Origin of the sequence: Streptomyces sp. Ag109_O5-1 (assembly GCF_003814875.1) — a bacterium.
In the GTDB taxonomy this organism is placed as follows: Bacteria; Actinomycetota; Actinomycetes; order Streptomycetales; family Streptomycetaceae; genus Streptomyces; species Streptomyces sasae.
This window is the reverse complement of sequence record NZ_RKQF01000001.1, coordinates 11,184,122-11,202,019: the sequence shown is the minus strand read 5'-3', so window position 1 is coordinate 11,202,019 and position 17,898 is coordinate 11,184,122. Positions and strand designations below refer to the sequence as shown.

Annotated in this window: 13 protein-coding genes; 10 read left to right on the top strand and 3 right to left on the bottom strand. The window is 69.4% G+C overall.

From position 1 onward, the window contains the following. Positions 1–7 precede the first annotated feature (7 nt). Entirely contained in the window at positions 8–1,468 is a 1,461-nt protein-coding gene (locus EDD90_RS51030) for a catalase (RefSeq protein WP_123980094.1), read from the bottom strand. 263 nt (positions 1,469–1,731) lie between these two features. Here EDD90_RS51030 and EDD90_RS51025 point away from each other — a divergent pair, with 263 nt between their 5' ends. The 7 genes from EDD90_RS51025 to EDD90_RS50995 all read left to right on the top strand — a co-directional run bounded on the left by EDD90_RS51025 (position 1,732) and on the right by EDD90_RS50995 (position 9,821). Beyond that, positions 1,732–2,289 (top strand): hypothetical protein, encoded by a 558-nt coding sequence (locus tag EDD90_RS51025; RefSeq protein WP_123980092.1) that lies wholly within the window; start codon positions 1,732–1,734, stop codon positions 2,287–2,289. A gap of 32 nt (positions 2,290–2,321) precedes the next feature. Then, complete coding sequence (locus EDD90_RS51020) at positions 2,322–2,804, top strand: hypothetical protein (protein ID WP_123980090.1); 483 nt, start codon at positions 2,322–2,324, stop codon at positions 2,802–2,804. A 93-nt stretch (positions 2,805–2,897) separates the two neighbouring features. Beyond that, a complete protein-coding gene (locus tag EDD90_RS56090; RefSeq protein WP_185149524.1) occupies positions 2,898–3,053 on the top strand; it encodes a DUF6131 family protein in 156 nt (51 codons plus the stop codon). A gap of 68 nt (positions 3,054–3,121) precedes the next feature. Next, positions 3,122–6,175 carry an FAD-binding and (Fe-S)-binding domain-containing protein gene (locus tag EDD90_RS51015; protein WP_123980088.1) on the top strand — a complete coding sequence of 1,018 codons (3,054 nt, stop codon included), beginning with the start codon at positions 3,122–3,124 and terminating at the stop codon, positions 6,173–6,175. 31 nt (positions 6,176–6,206) lie between these two features. Next, positions 6,207–8,009: a thiamine pyrophosphate-requiring protein gene (locus EDD90_RS51010; protein WP_123980086.1), complete on the top strand. Its 1,803-nt coding sequence runs from the start codon at positions 6,207–6,209 to the stop codon at positions 8,007–8,009. Next, positions 8,006–9,115 (top strand): enolase C-terminal domain-like protein, encoded by a 1,110-nt coding sequence (locus tag EDD90_RS51005; RefSeq protein ID WP_185149523.1) that lies wholly within the window; start codon positions 8,006–8,008, stop codon positions 9,113–9,115. The genes EDD90_RS51010 and EDD90_RS51005 overlap by 4 nt, the downstream gene beginning before the upstream one ends. Before the next feature lie 379 nt (positions 9,116–9,494). Continuing rightward, positions 9,495–9,821, top strand: a complete 327-nt coding sequence (locus EDD90_RS50995; RefSeq protein ID WP_123980082.1) for a plasmid stabilization protein — start codon at positions 9,495–9,497, stop codon at positions 9,819–9,821. Positions 9,822–10,120: 299 nt separating this feature from the next. On the opposite strand, the gene EDD90_RS50990 is transcribed toward EDD90_RS50995, so the two are convergent. Next, positions 10,121–10,840: an ANTAR domain-containing protein gene (locus tag EDD90_RS50990; protein ID WP_123980080.1), complete on the bottom strand. Its 720-nt coding sequence runs from the start codon at positions 10,838–10,840 to the stop codon at positions 10,121–10,123. Positions 10,841–10,958: 118 nt separating this feature from the next. On the opposite strand from EDD90_RS50990, the gene EDD90_RS50985 reads away from it, so the two are divergent. Both EDD90_RS50985 and EDD90_RS50980 read left to right on the top strand, forming a co-directional pair. Continuing rightward, positions 10,959–11,309, top strand: a complete 351-nt coding sequence (locus EDD90_RS50985; protein WP_123980078.1) for a helix-turn-helix domain-containing protein — start codon at positions 10,959–10,961, stop codon at positions 11,307–11,309. Positions 11,310–12,146: 837 nt separating this feature from the next. Then, complete coding sequence (locus EDD90_RS50980) at positions 12,147–14,336, top strand: PIG-L family deacetylase (RefSeq protein ID WP_260328599.1); 2,190 nt, start codon at positions 12,147–12,149, stop codon at positions 14,334–14,336. Between the two features lie 61 nt (positions 14,337–14,397). Here EDD90_RS50980 and EDD90_RS56085 read toward each other — a convergent pair whose 3' ends face one another. Then, positions 14,398–14,841, bottom strand: coding sequence for a hypothetical protein (locus EDD90_RS56085; RefSeq protein ID WP_185149522.1), 444 nt, complete (start codon positions 14,839–14,841; stop codon positions 14,398–14,400). Positions 14,842–15,281: 440 nt separating this feature from the next. Between EDD90_RS56085 and EDD90_RS50975 the strand changes: the two genes are divergently transcribed. After that, entirely contained in the window at positions 15,282–17,873 is a 2,592-nt protein-coding gene (locus EDD90_RS50975; RefSeq protein ID WP_260328598.1) for a carboxypeptidase regulatory-like domain-containing protein, read from the top strand. Positions 17,874–17,898 lie beyond the last annotated feature (25 nt).

Sequence of the window (17,898 nt, the reverse complement as noted above, 5' to 3'; positions counted from 1 at the left end):
GATTCTCCTACTTTTCATGGAGCTTCGCTCGTACGCCGTCGGCGATGCGTTTGCCGATGGTTTCGTCGATGTTCGACCAGTACGTGAAGGCGCGTTCCAGGACGGGCTCGCTCACCCCGTCGAGGAGGTGCCCCACGACGTTGTCGACCAGTCGGTCACGGGCCGCGTCGTCCATGACCTCACGCACCAGCGTGCCGGGCTGCCCCCAGTCGTCGTCCTCGGGGTGGCTGACGTAGGCCGCGCGGACGATCTCGCCGTCGGCCTCCCAGCTCGGCGGGGAGTAACGGGCGGCGTCGGCCGCCGGGCCGCCCTTGGAGTTCGGGGCGTAGACCGGATCGGATGTCTTCCGGTAGGCCATCGCCCCGTCCTTGGAGTACGAACAGACTTCGGTGATCGGGGCGTTCACGGGGAGCTGCTGGTAGTTGGCGCCGATGCGGTGGCGATGCGCGTCCGCGTACGAGAAGAGACGGGCGAGCAGCATCCGGTCCGGGCTCGGCCCGATACCCGGGACCAGGTTGTTCGGCTGGAAGGCCGCCTGCTCGATCTCGGCGTGGTTGTCGGTCGGGTTGCGGTCGAGCGTCATCCGGCCGACCGGGAGGAGCGGGTAGTCGCCGTGCGGCCACACCTTGGTCAGGTCGAACGGGTTGAACCGGTAGCCCGCCGCCTCCTCGTACGGCATCAGCTGCACATACAGCGTCCAGCTGGGGAAATCACCGTCACGGATGTGCTCGAAGAGATCCCGCATGTGGTAATCCGTGTCGACGGCGGCCATCTGGTCGCCCTCGTGCTGGGTGAAGCACTCGATGCCCTGGTCGGTCTTGAAGTGGTACTTCACCCAGAACCGCTCGCCGGAGGCGTTGATCCACATGTAGGTGTGGGAGGTGTAGCCGTTCATGTGACGCCAGCTGCGCGGGATGCCGCGGTCGCCCATCAGCCAGGTGACCTGGTGCGCGGACTCCGGAGAGAGCGTCCAGAAGTCCCACTGCATGTCGTGGTCGCGCAGGTTGTTGTCCGCGCGGCGCTTCTGGGAGCGGATGAAGTGCTGGAACTTCATCGGGTCCTTGACGAAGAACACCGGCGTGTTGTTGCCGACCATGTCGTAGTTGCCCTCGCTGGTGTAGAACTTCACCGCGAAACCACGCGGGTCGCGCCAGGTGTCCGGGCTGCCGCGTTCGCCGGCCACGGTCGAGAAGCGGACCACCAGGTCGGTGCGGGTGCCCGGCTGGAAGAGGGCGGCCTTGGTGTAGGCGCTGACGTCGTGGGTCACCTCGAAGTGACCGAAGGCGCCGCTCCCCTTCGCATGCGGCTGGCGCTCGGGAATGCGTTCTCGGTTGAACTGCGCCATCTGCTCGATCAGATAGGCGTCCTGCAGGAGGATCGGCCCCCCGGGTCCCACGGTCAGTGAGTGTTCGTCGCTCTCCACCGGAGCGCCCGAGTCGGTCGTGGTGGTGTGGTGGATCTCCGTCATGAAACTTCTCCTTTCGCCGGGCCTCGCAGTCGTTGCGCGAGACGATCGTGGAAAAGAGCGCAGAAAGGTCGGCTTCTGTTTCGGTGGTCTCGCGGGACCCACCAGACGCGTGACCCCGAGCAGCCGCGCCAAACGTCCTCTGTACAACGGATCCCGGATGCCCGTGGGCCTCTGCTCGCTCAGACTCTTTCGTCGCCTTGGAATATTCGAAGCAGAAGGGGTACCCGGAACGACATCAAGAGATCGGAAAGGAGGTCGGTCCGATGTCTACCGGTACGCTTCTGGCGATCGTCATTCCCATCGTGGTGGTCGTCGCACTGATCGCCGTGGCTCTGGTCCTCTTCCAGCGGCGCAGGGCTCTGCGCGAGAGGTTCGGCCCGGAGTACGAACGGACGGTCGACGGCGCGGACAGCCGACTGGCCGCGGAGCGCGAGCTCAGCACGCGCGAGAAGCGACACGACAAGCTCGACATCAAGCCGCTGCCCGACCATGTCCGGGAGCGCTACAGCCGGGACTGGGACGACGCGCAGCATGAGTTCGTCGACCGGCCCGAGGACGCCGTGCACGACGCGGACCGGCTGGTGACGTCGCTGATGGAGGCGCGCGGTTATCCCACCGGAAGCTACGACCAGCAGCTCAAGGATCTCTCCGTGGAACACGGCCGCACCCTTGAGCACTACCGGACCGCACACGAGATCGACCTGTTGAGCACAGGCCACAAGGCCACCACCGAACAGCTGCGCAGCGCCATGGTGCACTACCGCGCGATGTTCGACGGACTTCTCTTCGACGGCGGTCAGAGCCGCCATGCCACGGCCTGACACCCGAGCGGGCGCAATCCGGCGGAGACGACATGGAACGCAACGACACACCGCACACGACCGACACCGGGCTGTCCACCGAGGACCTCGCGCGGCCACGCGCGACCGGCACGGCACCGGACAGCACCTCGCCGCCGGTGTACCCCGGCGAGGGCGACGAACGAGCCGACGTGAACGGCATCGGGCCGGAGACGGATGACGCGGTCACCCCGGTGACGGCGGCACGGGCCGGGGGCGCGGACGAGATGCCGCAGCTGCTGACGCCCCAGGACGAGGAGGACTTGCGCAAACGCTGGGAGAAGATCCAGACCGCGTTCGTCGACGACCCTCGCAACGCAGTGCAGGACGCGGACAGCCTGGTCGCCAACGTCATGCAGACGCTTGCCTCGACGTTCGACGAGCACAAGAAGGAGCTCGAAGACCAGTGGACCCGAGGCGGGGACGCCGACACCGAAGCCCTGCGTACGGCCCTGCGCCACTACCGCTCGTTCTTCAACCGCCTGCTGACCACCTGAAAAGCCCGCCCGGCGACAGCAGGGAAACCCAGCGGGCCGGCGTCATCCCACCACCAGCGGCCGGCACCTCGGCCAGACAGAGAGGAGAAGGCGATGATCGCCCTCGGCATCATCCTCCTCGTTCTCGGATTCGTCTTCCACATCGGCCTCCTGTGGACGATCGGGATCGTCCTGCTCGTGATCGGGCTGGTCCTGTTCCTCCTCGGCTCGCTCGGCCACGCCGTCGCCGGCCGACGCCACTACTGGTAGCCCACACCGGCGCCGGGTACCCGGTGGCCCGTACCGGACGGAACCGCACACCAGCCCGGAGGTCGGCCATGAGCACACGCGTTCCCGGAGGGCCCCTCGACGGCCTGGTCACGGCTCTGCGCACCGAGACGGACGCCGAGATCCGCTTCGATCCCGGCAGCCGGGGCGCCTACTCCACGGACGGGTCGAACTACCGGCAGGTCCCACTCGGCGTGGTCGTCCCCCGGACCGTCGATGCCGGGGCGCACGCGGTGGAGCTGTGCGCCCGCTTCGACGTCCCGGTGCTGTCGCGCGGCGGCGGCACGAGCCTCGCCGGGCAGACGACGAACGCGGCCGTGGTGATCGACTGGAGCAAGCACTGCAACGCCCTGGTCACCGTCGACCCCGAGGCCCGCACCTGTGTGGTGGAACCCGGCATCGTCCTGGACGAACTCAACCGGCGGCTCGCGGACCACCACCTCATGTTCGGCCCGAAGCCGTCGACACACAGCCACTGTGCGCTGGGCGGCATGATCGGCAACAACTCGTGCGGGTCGTCGGCGCAGGCGTACGGGAAGACCGTCGACAACGTGCGTCGGCTCGACGTGCTGACGTACGACGGGCTGCGGATGTGGGTGGGGCCCACCTCTCGGGCCGAGAGGGCACGGATCGCCGCCGGGGGCGGTCGGCGGGCCGAGCTGTACGACGGTCTCGACCGCCTGGTCGCCGACTATCTCGCGGACATCCGGCGCGGCTTTCCGAAGATTCCGCGCCGGGTCTCCGGCTACAACCTCGACTCGCTGCTGCCCGAGAACGGCCTGGACGTGGCCAAGGCGCTGGTGGGCAGCGAGGGCACCCTGGTGACCGTCCTGAACGCCGAGCTCGATCTGGTGCCCGTGCCGCCGTGCGAGTCGCTGCTGGTGCTGGGGTACGACGACATCTGCCGGGCCGCCGACGACGTCCCCCATCTGCTGGAGCACTGCTCCCCCGGTCAGCTGGAGGCCCTGGACGGGCGGATGGCCCAGCTGATGCGCGAGGAGCACGCCTATCTCGACTCGCTGCGTGCGCTTCCCGAGGCGGACAGCTGGCTGCTGGTGCAGTTCACCGGGGACAGCCAGGACGAAGTCGACGAGCAGGCCCACGCCCTGCTGAAAGCGGTCGGCCGGTCCGAGAAGGACGCCTCGGTCGCCTTCTCCGACGACCCGCAGCGTGAGCAGAAGATGCTCAGGGCGCGGGAGGCCGGGCTCGGGGTGACCGCGCGGCCGCCGGACGACCGGGAGACCTGGGAGGGCTGGGAGGACTCGGCCGTGCCGCCCGAGAGCCTGGGCGAGTATCTGCGGGATCTCAAAGCGCTGTTCCAGGACTTCGACTACGACCATCCGTCCCTGTACGGCCACTTCGGGCAGGGATGCGTGCACACCCGGATCCCGTTCGGGCTGAAGACCGCGGAGGACGTGGCCGACTTCCGCCGATTCCTGGAGCGGGCCGCCGACCTCGTGACCTCCTACGGCGGCTCGCTGTCCGGCGAGCACGGGGACGGGCAGGCCCGGGGCGAACTGCTGACGCGGATGTTCGGGGAGCGGCTGGTCGGTGCCTTCGGCGAGTTCAAGGCCCTCTTCGATCCGGGCGACCGGATGAACCCGGGCAAGGTCGTCGACCCGCAGCCGGTGGACGGGCAGTTGCGGCTCGGGGCCTCCTGGCGGCCGCACACGCACGACACCCATTTCGGCTACCCGGACGACGGCCACTCCTTCACCCGGGCGGTGCTGCGCTGTGTCGGCATCGGCAACTGCCGGGGCCTGCAAGGCGACGTGATGTGTCCCTCGTACCGGGCCACCCGGGAGGAGGAGCACTCGACCCGCGGGAGGGCCCGGCTGCTGTTCGAGATGCTCGACGGTCACCCCGACTCGGCGGTCAAGGACGGCTGGCGCTCGACCGAGGTCCGCGACGCCCTGGACCTCTGCCTGGCCTGCAAGGGCTGCAAGTCGGACTGTCCGACGGGCGTGGACATGGCCACGTACAAGGCAGAGTTCCTCGCCCACCACTACGCGGGCCGGCCGCGCCCCGCTGCCCACTACTCGATGGGCTGGCTGCCCGTCTGGGCCCAACTCGCTTCGCATTCACCGGGTTTGGCGAACACCGCGCTGCACGCACCGGTGCTGGGCCGGATCGGGAAGGCACTCGCCGGAGTGGACGGGGCACTCCGGCCCCCGGTGTTCGCCGAGCGGTCCTTCGTACAGTGGTGGCGCGCCCTCGGCGTCGAACAGCCGGACCCGGCGGACCCCGCGACCGTTCTCCTCTGGCCGGACACCTTCAGCAACCACTTCCACCCGTCGGTCGCGATGTCGGCGCTACGGGTCCTGGAGGACGCCGGCTTCCGGGTCGCCGTCCCCGAGGCACCCCTGTGTTGCGGCCTGACATGGATATCGACCGGTCAACTAAACACGGCCAAAAGGGTGTTGCGCCGCACGCTCGGGACTCTTCGACCCTATCTCGACGCGGGCACCCCGGTCATCGGCCTGGAGCCGTCCTGCACCGCCGTCTTCCGCTCAGACGCCCCCGAACTCCTCCCCGAGGACCAGGATGTGCGGCGGCTGGCGGAACAGACCCGCACCTTCGCCGAGCAGCTCGTCCACCACGCACCGGAGGGCTGGCGGCCGCCCTTCCTCGCCCGGCAGGCGACCGTGCAGACCCACTGCCACCAGCACGCGATCATGAAGTTCGACGCCGACCGCGAACTCATGCACAGCGCCCGTCTCGACGCGGACATCCTCGACGAGGGCTGCTGCGGTCTCGCCGGGAACTTCGGCTTCGAGCGCGGACATCACGAAGTCTCCATGGCCGTCGGCGAGTTGGGAGTGCTGCCCGCCGTACGAGCGGCCGCCCCCGACAGCCTGATCCTGGCCGACGGCTTCAGCTGCCGCACTCAGATCGAGCAGGGCGGCACCGGACGCCGGGCCCTGCATCTGGCGGAGGCGCTGGCCCTGGCACTCGACGGCCCCCTGCCGAGCGACCGGCCCGAACGGCTCGCCCGACGGCCCGCCGATCCCTCGGAAACGGCCCGGTGGGCGGCCACCGCCGTCGCCGGGACGCTCACCGCCACGGCCGTGCTGGGAGCCGTACGACAACTGCGCCACCCGTAAGCCGCACATCACTTGAGGAAAGGTTCCGAACATGTCCACGAAAGTCTCCGACCACCTCCTCCAGCGGCTGCGCGAGTGGGACGTGGAGCATGTCTTCGCCTACCCCGGTGACGGCATCAACGGGCTGCTCGCGGCCTGGGGACGAGCGGAGAACAAGCCCAGGTTCATCCAGTCCCGCCACGAGGAGATGTCCGCCTTCGAGGCCGTCGGCTACGCCAAGTTCTCCGGGAGGGTCGGCGTCTGCGCGGCCACCTCCGGGCCCGGCGCCATCCATCTCCTCAACGGCCTGTACGACGCCAAACTCGACCATGTTCCCGTGGTCGCGATCGTCGGGCAGACCAACCGCAGCGCCATGGGCGGTTCCTACCAGCAGGAGGTGGACCTGCTGTCCCTGTACAAGGACGTCGCCTCGGACTTCTGCGAGATGGTGACCGTTCCCGAACAGCTCCCGAACGTGCTCGACCGGGCGATGCGCACCGCCATGGCCCGGCGCTCGGTGACCGCCCTCATCATCCCGGCCGACGTCCAGGAGCTGGACTACTCGCCGCCCGAGCACGCCTTCAAGATGGTGCCGTCCAGTCTTGGCATGCCGCACTACGCGCCGGTTCCGGACGACGGCGATCTGCAGCGGGCCGCCGATGTGCTCAATTCCGGTGGAAAAACAGCCATGTTGATCGGCCAGGGTGCGCGCGGTGCCCAGGCGGAGGTCAAGGAGGTCGCCGACCGGCTCGGCGCCGGAGTCGCGAAGGCGCTGCTGGGCAAGGACGCCCTCGACGACGACCTGCCGTACGTCACGGGCGCCATCGGGCTCCTCGGCACCCGGCCGTCGTACGAGATGATGCGCGACTGCGACACCCTGCTCGTGATCGGGTCGTCCTTCCCCTATACACAGTTCCTGCCGGCGTTCGGCAACGCGCGGGCCGTGCAGATCGACATCGACCCGCACATGGTCGGGCTGCGCTACCCGTTCGAGGTCAACCTCGTCGGCGACGCGGCCCGGACGCTCCGCCGGCTGCTGCCGCTGCTGGAGCAGCGGGAGGAACCCTCCTGGCGGAAGAAGATCGAGGCCGATGTCACGCGTTGGTGGGAGGTCATGGAGCGGCGGGCCGCCGTCGAGGCCGATCCCATCAATCCGGAGCTGGTCGCCCACACACTGGGCGGGCTGCTCCCGGACGACGTGATCCTGTCCTCCGACTCGGGCTCGTCCGCCAACTGGTACGCGCGGCACCTGAAGCTGCGCGAGGGGATGCGGGGTTCGCTGTCCGGGACGCTGGCCACGATGGGGCCAGGCGTGCCGTACGCCATCGGCGCCAAGTTCGCGCACGGCGACCGGCCGGCGATCGCCCTGGTCGGCGACGGTGCGATGCAGATGAACGGCATGGCCGAACTGATCACCGTCGCCAAGTACTGGCAGGACTGGGAGGATCCGCGGCTGATCGTCGCTGTCTTCAACAACCACGACCTGAACCAGGTGACCTGGGAGATGCGTGCGATGGAGGGCGCCCCGCAGTTCCTGCCCTCGCAGTCCATCCCGGACGTCCGGTACGCAGACTTCGCCCGCACCCTCGGCCTGGACGGGATACGGATCGAGAAGCCGGACGGGGTGACCGACGCCTGGGCGGCCGCGCTTGCCGCCGACCGCCCGTGCGTGCTCGACTTCCTGACCGACCCCGCCGTACCACCGATCCCGCCGCACGCCACCCTCGACCAGATCGAAGCCGCCGCGGCAGCCGTCCTCAAGGGCGACAGCGACCGGGTCGCGATGGTCCGGCAGGGCTTCAAGGCCAAGATGCAGGAGTTCCTGCCACACCGGCATGACGCGGGGCGACGGTGAGCGACCTGCCGGCCGTCGAACGGGTGGACAGCGCGGTCTACACCGTCCCGACGGACGCCCCCGAGGCGGACGGCACCCTGGCCTGGGACAGCACCACGCTCATTCTGGTCACCGTGCACTGCGGTGAGGTCACGGGGCTCGGCTACACGTACGCCCCGGCGGCGTCCGCACGTGTCGTCGACGACCTGCTTGCCGGGGTCGTCATCGGGCTGTCCGCCCAAGACGTGCCGCGCGCCAACGAAGCCATGCAGCGCGCTGTGCGCAACGCCGGACTGCCAGGGGTCGCGGCCCAGGCGATCTCGGCCGTGGACATCGCACTGTGGGACGCCAAGGCGCGGCTGCTGGGTCTGCCGCTCGTCGGCCTCCTGGGCGCGGCCCGCGACGAGGTGCCCGTGTACGGGAGCGGCGGGTTCACGACGTACGACGAGCAGCGTCAGGACCGGCAGCTGCGCGGCTGGGTGGCCGAGGACGGCATTCCCCGCGTCAAGATCAAGATCGGGGAGTCCTGGGGACGGTGCGAGGCCCGGGACCTGTGGCGGGTCGCGCGGGCGCGCGAGAGCATCGGTGACACGGCCGAGCTGTACGTGGACGCCAACGGGGGTTACGGCGCGAAGCAGGCGGTAAGGGTGGCGGCCGGGCTGGACGGCCAGGGCGTCACGTGGTTCGAGGAGCCGGTCTCCTCCGACCACCTGGAGGACCTCGCGTTCGTCCGCGGCCGGGTCATGGCCGACGTCACGGCCGGCGAGTACGGCTACGCGCTGCCGTACTTCCGGCGGATGCTGGCCGCCGGAGCCGTCGACTGTCTCCAGGCGGACGTCACCCGCTGCGGCGGGATCACCGTCTGGCTGCGCGTCGCCGCGCTCGCCCTGAGCCACGGGCTGGAGATCTCCGGCCACTGCGCCCCGCACGCCCACGCGCACGCGGCGGCCTCCGTACCGATCCTGCGGCACCTGGAGTGGTTTCACGACCACGTCCGCATCGAGCGCCTTCTCTTCGAGGGCACGCTTGATCCGGCCGCCGGCGGCATCGCCCCGGGCCGGGACGGCGCACCGGGCCTCGGACTGAGCCTCGACGCCGAGCGTGCCCGGCCCTACCGCACCGGATGAGCCCACGGTACGGACGGCAGGCACGGCGGGAGTGCTGATCCCGGCCCGTACCCCGGCACCAATCGCTGAGGTGGACGGGGCGGACGGTTGCTCCGGGGAACTCGTCATCCTGACCGAACCCCGGCACGAGGGAGGTGTCCGAGGATGCCGCGTCCACAGCAGCCCGAGCAGCGGCGCAGCCACAGGGGCGGTGCCACACCGCAACACGGCGGTGAGCGCAGGACAGGCCAGACCGGGGACAGAAGTGACCGGCACGCCCACGGCACGGACAAGGGGAACAAGGGCGGCGGAGAAGGCGGCGGAGTACCTCCGGTCCAGCGGCCCGATCACCCCTGAGTCGCCGGCCGGTTCCGGTGTGAGAACAGCGAGGAGGAACGACATGCCTGCCGGGTCGAGTTCCAAGCGGGAACGACAGTACGAACACATCAGGAAGAGCGCCCAGGACCGGGGCGAGTCCGCCGAGCGGGCCAAGGAGATCGCCGCACGGACGGTCAACAAGGAGCGCGCGAGGTCGGGCGAGTCGCAGACCGCCAGTCGAGCCTCTGTCCGCGACCCCAAGTCCGCCTACCAGCGCGGCGGGCAGCGCTCACACAGCGGTGCGGAAGGACCGACCAAGGACCAGCTGTACGAGGAGGCCAAGAAGCGCAACATCCACGGTCGCTCCTCGATGACCAAGAAGCAGTTGGAGAACGCCCTCGGTCGCTGAGGAAGCGCGGCTGATGGAGCTGGCAGCGGGCGGCAGCACGGCGCTCGGGCGGGCAACGTTTGTGCCTGTCTGGCTGGGCAACCCGGCAAACAGGCAAACACACAGAGAGAAGATGAAGTGCCGTGACTGCGCCGAGGCGTTTCGTTCGCAGATCCGAAACGTACCGGGCGCGGGCCCGTCGCCTCGCAGGCGCGGCTGTGCGGACCTGCGTCGCCGCCGTAGCGGACGCGGGTGCCGATGCCGCCGCGCACACCAGCGGCCCCGTAGAGGATCGTCAGGGGCGAGGGCCGAGGTGGCGCCTATGCACGCTCCCGCCCCGAGCACACCGTCTGTCGCGGCGGCCGCCTCATCGGGTCACCGTCGGTGTTCCGGGCCCGGGCGACGGCCATGGTGAGCTGCCGCTGGACCTGACCGGGCAGCGACGCCCCCTGCACCACGGTGGCGACCACGTCCCGGGCCAGACGGTGCAGCTTGGTGTTGGTGTTCTGGGAGGCCGTGACCAGCGCCTCCCATGCCTCGTCGGGGTTCAGGCCGAAGGACGCCATGAGTATGCCGCGGGCGAGGTCTATGTCCGGCCTGGTCCGCATCGCACGCCGCAGCTGTACGAGCTCGACCTGCAGCAGCCCGTCGTCATCGTGTTCAGGCAGGAAGAGGTCGTAGGTGTCCGTGACGGTCAGCAGGCGTTCGACGACCGGGCTTGCGGTGGTGACGGTGACCGTCTTGCCGTCCTGCACCGCCTGGCGGCGAACGGCCAGCAGGACGTTGAGCGCGGAGCAGTCCGCGAACGTCGTGCCCCCCAGGTCCAGGTCGATTCCCTCGGCCGACCTGGTGAGGGCGTGGGTCAAGGAGTGTCGCAGTTTCTGGCTGTCGTCGAGACAGAGCTCCCCGCTCAGCGTGACCGACACCCGGGCGTCGTCCGGTCCCGCCCGCACCAGCAGGACGGCGGCCGGCGGGAGCGACGCAGCGCGTACGACCGCGCCTTCACCCGCACCCGGAGCGTCGTAGGACGGTTCGGTCATCATCGCCTCCTCCACGTCTCCTTCACCAGCCTCTTACGTCCCGCCTAATGCGTCAAGGCATACGTGAATAGAATTTCCTGTTTTTGTCTGCGTGAACAAACAGCCGTAGGATTTGGTCATGCTGGGAGTCGATGGAGTGCCCGAGCCGCATACGGGATGGACGTTCGTCACCAATCACGCGCGCGTCCTGGCGAGCATCGCCGACAACCACAGCGCGCGGATCCGGGACATCGCGGCCCGCTGCCGGCTCACCGAACGCGCCGTCCAGAAGATCATCGCGGACCTCGAACAGGACGGCTATCTCTCCCACACCCGCAGCGGCCGCACCAACCACTACCGGATCGACCCGAGCAAGGTCCTGCGCCATCCGGCCGAGGCCGGGCTCACCGTGGCCTCTCTGCTGTCGATGCTGGTCAGGGACGAGGTCGAACGCCAGGGCATGGTCGAGCAGGCCCGAACCGACGCCTGAGCCCCGCCCGGTCGATGGGTGCGATCCGGAAACTCCGGGTCATGACGGAGCCCGCACGCTGTCCGGAAGGATCGACTCGGCCTTGCGGCGGGCGCATGCTGCACTCGGGTGTCCTTGACCGCGAGGCCGCCGATGAACGGTACAGAGAGGTAGGACCTGCCGCCCGACGGCGTAGCCACGCAGCCGGCCGTATCCGGTGTGTGTGAGGAAGACCGTGCCGTCGGCGAATGGCCTGCAAGGCCGATCACTCCTGGCTCCGGGCACTCACCGCCCCGGGCGCGGTGGTGCCTCTGTGATGTCGAGGAAGACCTGGTCCGCCCGCGGCCATCGAACGGCCATGGCTTTCTTGATGCGTTCGGCGACCGTCTCGTCCTCCTCGCTGTCCCCTCCTCGACGGCTACAAACTCACTTTGTTACCAGTCCTTAGCCGACCATCGCGGCATGTACGAGCCGCTGAGCGGCAGCCCGGAGCCCCCGCAGCCGAATTCCGCCTGCTTCATGTGTTCGCCGTTTCATGGGCCGCAACCTCGGCCTCCTCGACAGCAGTCCGGTCTTCGGTCTGGCAGCACCGCAGCACCGTATCGTCGGGGTCCTTGAGGAGCGTGCCCGCGACCTTGGCGTGGGCCGACGGCCCGGACACCGGGTCGGCGCCGTCACCCAGGACGAGGACTCCATCACCCTCGACGTCACGGAGGGGGCTGACACCTGGCAATTATGGCGGGCGCGTGATGAAGAAGGGGAACCAGGCTCGGGATTCGCACATCTAGTGGGGTGGCTCATCCCGGTGTGAGTGTTTGTCATATCTGAGGCGGAGCCGGACGCCTTCGAGGAGTGGCCGTGCGTTCGCTCACCCATATGGACAGGCGGCAACTGCTCAAGGCGGCCGGTGCGGGTGCCGTCACCCTGGGGGCAGGAGTCGGACTGTACACCTGGCCGGCAACGGACGGTGGCGCGTCGAATACGTCGGCTGCTCCGGTGTCGGTGAAGCAGGCCGCTGCGGCCGCGGCGAAGCAGGCGTTCCTTCACATCATGGCGCACCCGGACGACAACCTGTACTTCATGAATCCGGACCTGGAACAGTCCATACGCAGCGGGGCGCCCTCGGTCACCGTCTGCCTGACCGGCGGCGAGTCCGACGGCCACAACGTCCGTGCGCATGACCCCGCCGCCGGCACGGTCCCTTACGACCGCAAGAAGTACGTGCGGGCCCGGATGAACGGCGTGCGTCGGGCCCATGCCCTCATGGCCACGGGCGACGCCGAAAGCCGGTGGGACGTGGAGGCGGTATCGCTCATTCCCGGCTTCCAGGTGGAGGTGCAGACGCTGCGCGCGGCGCCGGAAAACCAGTTGGTGTTTCTGGAACTGGTCGAGGCTCGCTCCCTGTTCGTGCCCAAGAAGGACAGTCTGCGGGGTCTGTGGCTAGGCGTGGCTGACACCCTCGTCACTCTCCCGCCGACCCGTACTCCCGTGCAAGAGCGCTACGAATACACCCGGGACCAGCTCATCGACTCACTGACAGCGATCATGGAACGGGTCCGGCCCACCGTCGTACGCACCCTGGACCCCAACGCCGTCCACATGGCTCACAAGCCGCCGCTGCACTCCCGCGACCCGCGGCTGCGCGGCTTTCACTACCACGACCACCAGGACCACACTGCCTCCGCCCACTTTGCCCAGGCGGCGCTGGCCCAGTACTGGGGGCGCGAACACAGCCGTCCCGTGGCCGTCGAGAGCTACCTCGGCTACGAGAATGCTGCCCTGCCCCACAACATCGACCTCAAGACCGCCAAGCGCAAAGGCGATCTACTGTCGGTCTACGGTTGGGCGGACCACAAGGACTGCGGCGACGAGGCCGGCTGCGGTGACCGCAAACTCGGCGGCACAGCCCTCACCGGCTTCTCCAAGAACTGGACCCGCTCCACCTACCTGCGCACCCCCGGCTCCAACTCCTGGCTGCTGCCCCTCAAGGACAACCGGTTGGCAGCCTTCGCGGTCCTGGACGGCACGGCGCGCTGCTGGGTAGAGACCGCTCCGGGCAGCGGCGCATTCGGCGGCCCCCATGACCTGGCAGGGGAAATGCTCGAAGGTCAGCTCTTCGCCTTGCGCCACAACGACGGAAGGATTCAGCTTTTCGCTGCCCGTACCGTACTGCCAAGCGGCAAGCGTGCCCATCGTCGCGAGCTGATGGCTGCGATCCAGCGCGGTACCGGCGACAAGGGTGTGCCCGTCTTCGGCGCGTGGGAGTCGCTGGGCGCGCCGGACTCCGCCCCGGTCAAGTCGCTGGAGATGGGCTACCCGGCCGCGGTCGCCGGGAAGGACGGAGTGGCGCACGTCTTCGTACGCAACTGGGATGGCGGTGTGAGCCACCGCAGCAGCGTCCGCGGCGGGAAGTGGACGGACTGGCGGCGGGTGGAGTGCCTGCCTGGGAAGTACCCGCAGGTGGTGGACGGACTGGACGCCTGTATGGACTCCGCCGGGCTGATCCACCTCGTCGCTCCCAACGCCAAGTCCGTACTGCACTGGGTGTCCACGGAGCCCGGGGAACTCCCACGGCCGGTCCCGGCGCCCGGTTTGCCGCAGCCCGCCGGGCCTGTCAGCGTGGTGCCGCTGGCGGACGGGGGCATACGGATCGCCTACCGGTTGCCGCGCACCGCGCAAGTGCTGCTCGCCGACTGGGAGCGGCAGAGGGGCGGTTGGCAGGTCATCGGGAAGGCCGAGCCGATCGGCGGGTACGGTCGGGTGAGCGCCGCGGCTGTCGGCCCCCAGGGGCGGCGGACGGTGCTCGCCGGGCGCGACGACGAAGGCATGGTGCGTGTCGCCATGGCCGACGGCGGGCCGGGGAGCTGGCAGACGGGGAAGGTGCAGCACACGGCGGCACCGGCAGTGGCCCGGGACGCGAACGGGCGTGCCGTGGTCGCGGCCCTCGGTACCGATGCGCGCCTCTACACCGCCCGACAGGCCTCAGGCACCGATTCGAGGGGACCCGACGCAGCCTTTGATGCCTGGTCGGCCGCGGACGGACGGTAGGCCGCGCACCCGGTCCGGGCAGGCGTGTCCGGCCACACAGCCGCGCGTCGGTCACAGGCGGTCAGGCGCCGCCAACCTGCGACACGAGGCGGTTGCGGTTGCGGTTGCGGTTGCGGTTGCGGTTGCGGTTGCGGTTGCGGTTGCGTTGCGGTTGCGGTTGCGGTTGCGGTTGCGGTTGCGGTTGCGGTTGCGTTGCGGTTGCGGTTGCGGTTGCGGTTGCGGTTGCGGTTGCGGTTGCGGTTGCGGAACAGATAAACCGGCCGACGGCCCGAAGTGTTACGCCGTTTTCGCAGATCTCCTTCGCATGCTGGGCGGGGTTCACGGCCGCCGTCGTCATGAGGAGGTCAACCGTTTCCATGGGCCGGCCGTAGGCGGTGCCGCATCCGATGCGGTGGCCAGGGCGGGCCACGGGGGCCGGCAGGAGCGGGTGCGCGGAGCGGGCGTCGAGGGCGCCCGCCTCCACCACGCCACACCCGGCATCGCGCGACTGCACGACGTCGCCCACACCGGACACCTTCGTACGGCAGCGGAGCCTGCCCGTACCCACTGGAAAATCATTTAGGGGACCGTCTTCAGAACACGGCCATCATGGCCGAGTCACCTCATTGTGCGGCTATTGCGAGAGGAAAAAGGTGCGGAGCCTGCAGTAATCAGGCGGAGATCTCGGCGGGCCCGTCCATTGTGACTACGAACTCGACTGCTCGGCACGGGACTTGCCATGCCACTTCGTGATTCTGCACAAGTGAGAACCCTCAGCGGAAGTCGGCAGTCTCCGGGAAATGAACGTGTAACGAAGGGCCTATTGACATCCCGTCATGCCTAACCGGCTAATTGTCGGGACGTCTTCCTGCACGCAGGTTTCCCCTGTTCCCGGCCCGATTCCGAGGGGCCCGTCACGATGGGTACGAAGTGAAGCAATCCGCGTTCCGAAGAGAGCGAATATCCGTGGCCCCGCGGCTCCGTTCGGGTGTAACCGCCCTGGGGCTCGCCGCCCTTGCTCTGCTCTGCATCGAGGCGCCCGCGCATGCCATGCCGGCCACGCCCTCAGGTGCCGCCGCCCCTCCGGCCCGCTTCGACACCTCTCCGGACACCGAAGCCGGCGCGGCCACCGACCTGACTCCCGTGTGCGGCACGCCCGCCAAGGGACACGCGTCGTGCTTCGCCATGCGCTCCACGAGCGAGTCCCCATTGCTCCGGCTGGCCGCGGCTCAGACGCCGCCGGGGCTCGGACCGCAGGACCTGCAGAGCGCCTACAGCCTCCCGGCCGACGGCGGCGCGGGGCAGACCATCGCCATCGTGGACGCCTACGACAACCCCGACGCCGAAGCGGACCTGGCGGTCTACCGCGCCCAGTACGGACTGCCGCCGTGCACCACGGCCAACGGCTGCTTCAGCAAGGTGGACCAGCGCGGCGGCACCGACTACCCGCTGTCCAACGACGGCTGGGCCGGTGAGATCGCCCTCGATCTCGACATGGTCTCCGCGGTCGCCCCGCAGGCGCACATCCTGCTCGTGGAGACCGACAACGACGGACTCGACCGGCTCGCGGCCGGGGTCGACAAGGCGGTCGAGCTGGGCGCCAAGTACGTGTCCAACTCCTACGGCCGCACCGGCGACTACGCCTCCGACGTCCCGACGTACGGCGCCTCCTACGACCATCCCGGCGTCGCGGTCGTCGCGGCGAGCGGGGACAACGGCTACGGCGTCGCCTTCCCGGCCACCCTTCCCACGGTGACGGCGGTCGGCGGCACCGATCTGGTCGCCGACCCGGACACTGCCCGCGGGTGGGACGAGACCGTGTGGAAGCGCGGCTCCTACGGGCCCGGCTCGGGCTGCGCGTCGTACCAGTCCAAGCCCTCCTTCCAGCAGGACACCGGATGCCAGGGACGCAGTGTCGCAGACGTCTCCGCGGTAGCTGACAACGTTGCTGTCTATTCGACGTTCGGCAGCCACGGCACCGGCTGGCAGACCTACGGCGGCACCAGCGCGGCCGCCCCGGTGATCGCCGGCGTCTACGCGCTGGCCGGCTCACCGCGCCCGGGCACCTACCCCAACGCGTATCCGTACACGGCCGGCGGCACCGGACTGAACGACATCACCTCCGGATCCAACGGCGCCTGCGCCGCCGCCTACCTGTGCACCGCGGCCACCGGCTACGACGGCCCCACCGGCCTGGGCACCCCGGCCGGACTCGCGGCCTTCCGCAGCGGCCCGAGCGGGACCCTGACCGGCAAGGTGACCGACACGAGGACCGGCAAACCCGTCGCCGACGCCACCGTGGCCTCCGGCCTCGACGTGGCCACCACGAGCGCCGACGGCACGTACACCCTGAACCTGCCCGCAGGTGAGGTCGACGGGCTCACCGTCACGGCCTTCGGCTACGCGTCCACGGCACCGCTCTCCCTGGAGATCGCGGACGGCCAGACCGTGACACGCGACTTCGGTCTCAGGGCCCTGCCCCGCACCCATGTGCGCGGCACGATCCGGGACGGCTCGGGGCACGGCTGGCCGCTGTACGCCCGGATCGCCGTCGAGGGTTCGCCGGAGGCGCCGGTGTGGACCGACCCGGTCAGCGGCCGGTACGACATCTCCCTTCCGGAGCAGGCCGGTTACACCCTGGACGTCACCGCGGCCCTGCCCGGTTACGAGGCGGTCACCCGCGAGGTGACGGTGGGCAGAAAGGCCGTGACCGCCGACAGCGCCCTGGTCGCCGACCCGGACGCGGCCACCGCCGTCGGCTACGCCCTCAACACCACCGAGCACTCCGAGGGATTCGACACATCCACCGCGGCACCACAGGGCTGGACGGTGGCGAGCGCGGCGGACAGCGACAACGGCTGGCAGTTCGACGACCCCACCCAGCGCGGCAACGCCACCGGCGGCAGCGGCTCCTTCGCGACCGTCGAGAGCGACAACGCGCCCTTCGGACCGCATCAGGACACCTCGCTGGTCAGCCCCGCCTACGACCTGTCGACGGCGCAGTCGGCCAGTCTCACCTTCAAGACGCACTACATCACCAACCTCAGCCAGCAGCACATGACCGTGGACGCCAGCACCGACGACGGCGCCACCTGGCAGAACGTGTGGGCCGGTCCCAAGGCGAACGGCGAAGCCGACCACCTCACGGTGAGTGTCCCGCTGCGGCAGTACGCCGGGCAGTCGTCGGTGCGGCTGCGCTTCCACTTCGTCGCGAACTGGGCCTACTTCTGGGAAGTCGACGACGTGAGCGTGCAGAGCCGGACGCTGGAGCCGGTGCCGGGCGGGCTGACGGTGGGAACCGTCCAGGACGCCCGCACCGGTACGGCGATCATCGGCGCGAAGGTCGCCGACACCTCGGCGCCGGACAGCGCCGTACTCACCGTGGCCACGCCGGAGGACCCGGCCGTGGGCGACGGTCTCTACACCCTGTTCTCGCGCGCCGCCGGCGTACACACCCTCCAGGCCACCGCGGACGGCCACCGGCCCCTCACCCGCCGGACCGTGGTGCACCGGGACCGGGTCACCCAGAGGGACTTCGCGTTGAAGCCCACCACGTAGGCCTCGATCACGGTGCCGTATCCAC

Excerpts from the sequence above, each read along its gene's own strand:
- EDD90_RS50985 (WP_123980078.1), top strand. The coding sequence starts at position 10,959 with ATGCTGGGAGTCGATGGAGTGCCCGAGCCGCATACGGGATGGACGTTC.
- EDD90_RS51025 (WP_123980092.1), top strand. The coding sequence starts at position 1,732 with ATGTCTACCGGTACGCTTCTGGCGATCGTCATTCCCATCGTGGTGGTC.
- EDD90_RS51020 (WP_123980090.1), top strand. The coding sequence starts at position 2,322 with ATGGAACGCAACGACACACCGCACACGACCGACACCGGGCTGTCCACC.
- EDD90_RS50995 (WP_123980082.1), top strand. The coding sequence starts at position 9,495 with ATGCCTGCCGGGTCGAGTTCCAAGCGGGAACGACAGTACGAACACATC.
- EDD90_RS51010 (WP_123980086.1), top strand. The coding sequence starts at position 6,207 with ATGTCCACGAAAGTCTCCGACCACCTCCTCCAGCGGCTGCGCGAGTGG.
- EDD90_RS56090 (WP_185149524.1), top strand. The coding sequence starts at position 2,898 with ATGATCGCCCTCGGCATCATCCTCCTCGTTCTCGGATTCGTCTTCCAC.
- EDD90_RS51015 (WP_123980088.1), top strand. The coding sequence starts at position 3,122 with ATGAGCACACGCGTTCCCGGAGGGCCCCTCGACGGCCTGGTCACGGCT.
- EDD90_RS51030 (WP_123980094.1), bottom strand. The coding sequence starts at position 1,468 with ATGACGGAGATCCACCACACCACCACGACCGACTCGGGCGCTCCGGTG.
- EDD90_RS50990 (WP_123980080.1), bottom strand. The coding sequence starts at position 10,840 with ATGACCGAACCGTCCTACGACGCTCCGGGTGCGGGTGAAGGCGCGGTC.